Here is a 5,078-nt window from a genome sequence, read left to right as displayed (position 1 = left end):
GGAGGGGAGCCGAGGGGAAGGCGGGAAGGGCGGTCGGAGCGCGGCGGACGACGGGAGGAGGAGCCATGCCGGAGGGCCCGGAGCCGGCCCCGGTCCTGTACACCGTGGGGCACGGCACGGCGGACCGGGAGAGGCTGGCCGGGCTGCTGGCGGAGGCGGGTATCGACCTGGTGGTGGACGTCCGCACCGCTCCGGGCAGCCGCCGCGACCCGGACCTCGCCCGCGACAGGCTCGCGCGGTGGCTGCCGGGGCATGGCATCGCCTACCGCTGGGAGAAGGAGCTGGGTGGTTTCCGCAGGCCACCGGCCGATTCACCCGACACCGTGTGGCGCAACGCCTCCTTCCGCGGATACGCCGCCCACACCCGGGACCCCTCCTTCCGGGATGCGCTGGACGGAGTGCTGAGGGACGCCGCACGGACCGCCACGGCGGTCATGTGCTCGGAGTCGGTGTGGTGGCGCTGCCATCGCCGGCTGATCGCCGACGCCGCGGTCCTGACCGCGGGAGCGGACGTACGGCACCTGATGCACGACGGCAGGCTCATGCCGCACCGGCCGACACCGGGGGCGCGGTTGCGGGAGGACGGTCTGCTGGTCTACGACGACCTGGCCGCCGCCGAAGGGCGGTGACGGCCGGACGCCGGTCCGCGTCGGCCCCGCACCGGCGGCGGGCCGGTGCGGGGCCGGAAGTCACACCACCGTCCACAGGCCCAGGGCGATCAGGAACGCCGACAGGCCCAGGGTCGTCTCCATCACCGTCCAGGTCCGCAGGGTGGTCTTGACGTCCATCCCGAAGAAGCGGCTCACCAGCCAGAACCCGGAGTCGTTCACATGTGAGAGCACCGTGGCGCCCGCCGCGACGGCCACCACCAGCAGGGTGAGCCTCAGATCGCTCAGCTCCGCGGCGCGGGCCGCCCCGGCGATCAGGCCGGAGGCGGTGGTCAGGGCGACCGTGGCCGAGCCCTGGGCGACACGCAGCAGGGTGGCGATCACGAACGCCTGGATGATCAGGGACATGCCCAGGCCGGACAGGGAGTCGCTGAGCGCGCTCCCGATGCCGGACAGTTCCAGCACACCGCCGAACATGCCGCCCGCGCCGGTGATCAGGATGATCGAGCAGATCGGCCCCAGGGCGCCGTCGACGATGTCGCCGACCTTTCCCATCGGGGCGCGCGGACGCCCCAGCACGAGGATCGCGGCGATGACGGTGATCAGCAGGGCGACCGGGGTGAAGCCCAGCAGGCCCAGGAACTCCGCCCAGTCCTCGCCCTCGTCGATGACGCCCGCGGTGGCCAGCGTGCTCAGGACGGTGTCGAAGGAGATCAGCACCAGCGGGATCAGCAGCAGGCCGAGGACCGTGCCGAAGGACGGCGGCCGCTCGCCGAGCCGCTCCTCGCCGGCGCCGTCCGCGCGGTCCGCCTCGCCTCGTCCGCGGGCGTCGCGGGCCTCGCCGAAGACCACGTCGGGCAGCGACACGTGGATGCGGGAGCCGAGGAAGCGGGAGACCAGCAGGACGCCGACGTACCACGACACGACCGCGACCGGGAGGCCCACCAGCAGGGTGAGTCCGATGTCCGCGCCGAGCACCTCGGAGGCGGCGACCGGTCCCGGGTGGGGCGGGACGATGGCGTGCATGGCGGCGAAGGCGCCGGCCGCGGGCAGGGCGTACAGCAGCAGCGAGCCGCCGAAGCGCCGGGCCACGGTCAGGATGATGGGCAGGAACACCACCAGCCCGGCGTCGAAGAAGATCGGGAAGCCGAACAGGAGCGCGGCCGTGCCCAGCGCCAGCGGCGCCCGGCGCTCCCCGAAGCGGTTGATCAGGGTGTCGGCCAGCACCTGGGCGCCGCCGGTGATCTCCAGCAGCCGGCCGAGCATCACTCCGAAGGCGACCAGGAGCGCCACCGAGCCGATGGTGTCGGCGAAGCCGAACATCAGGACGTCGGGGATGTCGGCCAGGGGGAAACCGACCGCGATCGCGGTCAGTACGCTCACCAGGACCAGAGACACGAAGGCGTGCAGTCTCACCTTCATGATCAGGAACAGCAGCAGGGCCACGGCGCCCGCGGCCATCAGCAGCAGTGTCGTCGTTCCGTAGGCCGGGTCGATCGCTTCCACGGGCCACTCCGTTCTCGTGCTCGCATCACCGGTCGCCCCACCCGCGACGGCCGGTGGCGGTCAGGGGCACCGTCCCCCTGCCCCGGGGCGCTCCTTCCGACACGCGAGAAGAGGGGGCCGGGGGAGAGGGCGGGAGGGGGAGAGGGCACTCCGGAACCCGTCCTTGGAAGCGCTCCCATGCAAATGTCGGCGAAGGAGGGTGCCTCCGAAAGGCGCCGTGACGCCTCGTCTGTCGACGCGCACCTGTTCGGAGAGGTTTTTCCGTTCGATTGTCGTGCAGTTTCCCTTGACGCCGGACTCAGTGTCATTACTCTCTCTGGGAGCGCTCCCATCAGTTTGTCAGGTCACATGCTCCGGGTCGGCGGTCGGCCGCCGACGGTCGGCGTCCACCGCGGCGCCGCACCGCCGATCCGGTGACCGTGCTCTCCGGGCCCTCGCGTCCGGCCGGGTTCCGGGCTTCCGCGTGATGCGGAAGCACCCCGTCCCGGCCGTGCGGGAGCGGGGCCGGGGCCTTCGGAGTCGCGACGGGTCGCCGGCGAGCGGCGGTCCGTTTCCCCCCACCGAGGAGTACGCATGCTCCGCAACACCTTCCCCCTGGCCGGTCGCGCGCTCGCGCTGGCCGCGGCCGCGCTGGCGGCCGCCGGTACGGCCCTGCTCCTGCCGGGCGAGGCCGCGCAGGCGGCCGCCGACGCGTCCTCGCCCTACTACGTCAACCCCGACACCCAGGCCGCCCGCTGGGTGGCGGCCAACCCGGGAGACCCGCGCGCGCCGGTGATCCGCGACCGGATCGCCTCCGTCCCGCAGGGCCAGTGGTTCACCACGACCGACACAGGCACGGTCCGCGCCGAGGTGGACTCGCTCGTCACGGCCGCCGAGGCGGCGGGCGGGATCCCGATCCTGGTGGTCTACAACATGCCCAACCGCGACTGCGGCGGCGCCAGCGGAGGCGGGGCCTCCAGCCACTCCGCCTACCGGCAGTGGATCGACGAGCTGGCCGCCGGGCTGGAGGGCCGGCCGGCCGCCGTCGTCGTCGAGCCGGACGTCCTGGCCCTGATGACGAACTGCCAGAGCGCCGAGCAGCAGGCCCGGACCCGGGAGTCGATGGCCTACGCGGGCAAGGCACTCAAGGCGGCGTCGCCCAGGGCGAAGGTGTACTTCGACGCCGCGCACTCCAACTGGCACCCGCCCGCGGAGATGGCGTCCCGGCTGAAGGCGGCCGGGATCACCGAGAGCGCCGACGGCATCTCCACCAACGTCTCCAACTACAACCGCACCGCCGACGAGACCGCCTACGCCAAGGCGGTCCTGGACGCGATCGGATCACCGGACCTGCGTGCGGTGATCGACACCAGCCGCAACGGCAACGGGCCCGCCGGAGGCCAGTGGTGCGATCCGTCGGGACGGGCGGTCGGCACCCCGACGACCGACCGGACCGGCGACGAGAGGATCGCCGCCTTCCTGTGGGTCAAGCTCCCCGGCGAGGCGGACGGCTGTGCCGGGCCGGCCGGTCGGTTCATCCCCCAGCTCGCTTACGACATGGCCGTCGCGGCACCCGCGGGTACGCGGTGAGCGGCGGCAGGACGGCCGAGAGAGGACACTCGATGGAACTGCTGGACAGGTACAGGGACCATGTGCTCGGGCTCTACCGGATCGTGGTGGGGCTGCTGTTCGCCTGCCACGGTGCGGCGACCCTGTTCGACGTGCTCGGCGGACCCCACGGCGGCCAGGTGCCCGGGGTCGGCCAGTGGCCCGCCTGGTGGGCGGCCGCCATCCAACTCGTCGCCGGCGGCCTGGTGATGTTAGGCGTCGGAACCCGCGTCGCCGCGCTGCTCTGCTCCGGCTCGATGGCGTACGCCTACTTCGTCAAGCACCAGACCGAGGCGCTCTTTCCGATACAGAACGGCGGGGAGGCGGCGGCGATGTTCTGCTGGGCCTTCCTCCTCGTCGCCGCGCTCGGCCCCGGCGCGTGGGCGCTGGGCTCCCTGTTCGAGCGCACCGACCGCGCCGGCCGTGGCGAGGGGGTGCGGGTGACCGCCGCCTGAGACGGCCGGCCGTCGCCGGGCAGTGCGTACGGCCGTCGCCGGGTCCCGCGAAGCCGCCGCGGGACCCGGCCGCTGCGGCCGCTCCTGCCGCCTCAGGCGCTGGACCGCTCCACCGGGGCGGGCTCGGAGTCGGCGAGGTTCTCCGGCAGGCGCAGCCCTTGGCGCAGCGGTACGAGCTCGGACTGCAGCACCAGGGCCGCGGCGCCGATCGCGGGCGCGGTGGCGGCCGAGCGGGAGAGCCGGACGGCGACGGGGTGCGCCGCACGGGAGAAGAAGGCGCGGTCCAGTTCCTCCCGTACCACCGGCAGGTAGACCGAACCCGCGATCGCCAGGCTCGGGCCGGTGAGCACCAGCAGTTCCAGGTCCATGACGTTGGCCAGGGTGCGGGCGGCCACCGCCAGATAGCGCGCCGAGCGCTCCAGCAGGGCGCGTGCCCCCGGCTCGCCGCGGCGCGCGGCGCGGGTGACGGCCGCGAAGTCCGCGGTCACCGACGGCCGGCGGCGCCCGGGGTCGCCGTCCAGTCCGGCCGCGCGGGCCAGGGCCCGGTCGGCGCGGGCGGCGGTGACGACGGCGGAGGGCCCGGCCAGGGCCTCGACGCAGCCCCGGGCCCCGCACCAGCACCGCGGGCCGTCCACGGCCAGGCAGCTGTGGCCGATCTCGCCCGCGTTGCCGCTGGCGCCGCGGTAGGCCATCCCGTCGACCAGCAGGCCCGCGCCGATGCCGGTGCCCATGTACAGCGCGGCGAAGGTCGCGGCCGCGCCGACGCCTCCGGACCAGTGCTCGCCCAGGGCGGCGGCCGTGGCGTCGTTGTCGGAGACCACCGGCAGCCCGGTGGCCTCCTGAAGGGCCCGGTCGAGGGGGAAGTCCTCCCAGTGCCGCATCAGGGGCGGGGTCAGCCGCATTCCGCTGGTGGGGGTCAGGG

5 protein-coding genes are annotated in these 5,078 nt (G+C 73.9%); 3 read left to right on the top strand and 2 right to left on the bottom strand.

The genetic code is table 11. The features are described 5' to 3' along the window. Positions 1 to 65 precede the first annotated feature (65 nt). Positions 66 to 629 carry a DUF488 family protein gene (locus L7D48_RS25600; protein ID WP_237882955.1) on the top strand — a complete coding sequence of 188 codons (564 nt, stop codon included), beginning with the start codon at positions 66 to 68 and terminating at the stop codon, positions 627 to 629. Positions 630 to 689: 60 nt separating this feature from the next. On the opposite strand, the gene L7D48_RS25595 is transcribed toward L7D48_RS25600, so the two are convergent. Next, positions 690 to 2,114 (bottom strand): GntP family permease, encoded by a 1,425-nt coding sequence (locus tag L7D48_RS25595; protein ID WP_237882953.1) that lies wholly within the window; start codon positions 2,112 to 2,114, stop codon positions 690 to 692. A gap of 573 nt (positions 2,115 to 2,687) precedes the next feature. Here L7D48_RS25595 and L7D48_RS25590 point away from each other — a divergent pair. Beyond that, entirely contained in the window at positions 2,688 to 3,683 is a 996-nt protein-coding gene (locus L7D48_RS25590; protein WP_237882951.1) for a glycoside hydrolase family 6 protein, read from the top strand. Positions 3,684 to 3,715: 32 nt separating this feature from the next. Further along, positions 3,716 to 4,156 (top strand): DoxX family protein, encoded by a 441-nt coding sequence (locus tag L7D48_RS25585; RefSeq protein WP_237882949.1) that lies wholly within the window; start codon positions 3,716 to 3,718, stop codon positions 4,154 to 4,156. Positions 4,157 to 4,248: 92 nt separating this feature from the next. Here the strand turns inward: L7D48_RS25585 and L7D48_RS25580 are convergent. Then, positions 4,249 to 5,078, bottom strand: an 830-nt coding sequence (locus L7D48_RS25580; RefSeq protein ID WP_237882947.1) for an ROK family protein, incomplete at its 5' end; no start/stop codon positions are given.

This window comes from Streptomyces sp. ICN903 (assembly GCF_022015835.1).
Classification (GTDB): domain Bacteria; phylum Actinomycetota; class Actinomycetes; order Streptomycetales; family Streptomycetaceae; genus Streptomyces; species Streptomyces fenghuangensis.
Note: the sequence above shows the minus strand (reverse complement) of the source record. Positions and strands in the feature narration are given on the sequence as shown.

Coding starts and splice junctions, on each gene's coding strand:
- L7D48_RS25600 (WP_237882955.1), top strand. CDS start 66: ATGCCGGAGGGCCCGGAGCCGGCCCCGGTCCTGTACACCGTGGGGCAC.
- L7D48_RS25590 (WP_237882951.1), top strand. CDS start 2,688: ATGCTCCGCAACACCTTCCCCCTGGCCGGTCGCGCGCTCGCGCTGGCC.
- L7D48_RS25585 (WP_237882949.1), top strand. CDS start 3,716: ATGGAACTGCTGGACAGGTACAGGGACCATGTGCTCGGGCTCTACCGG.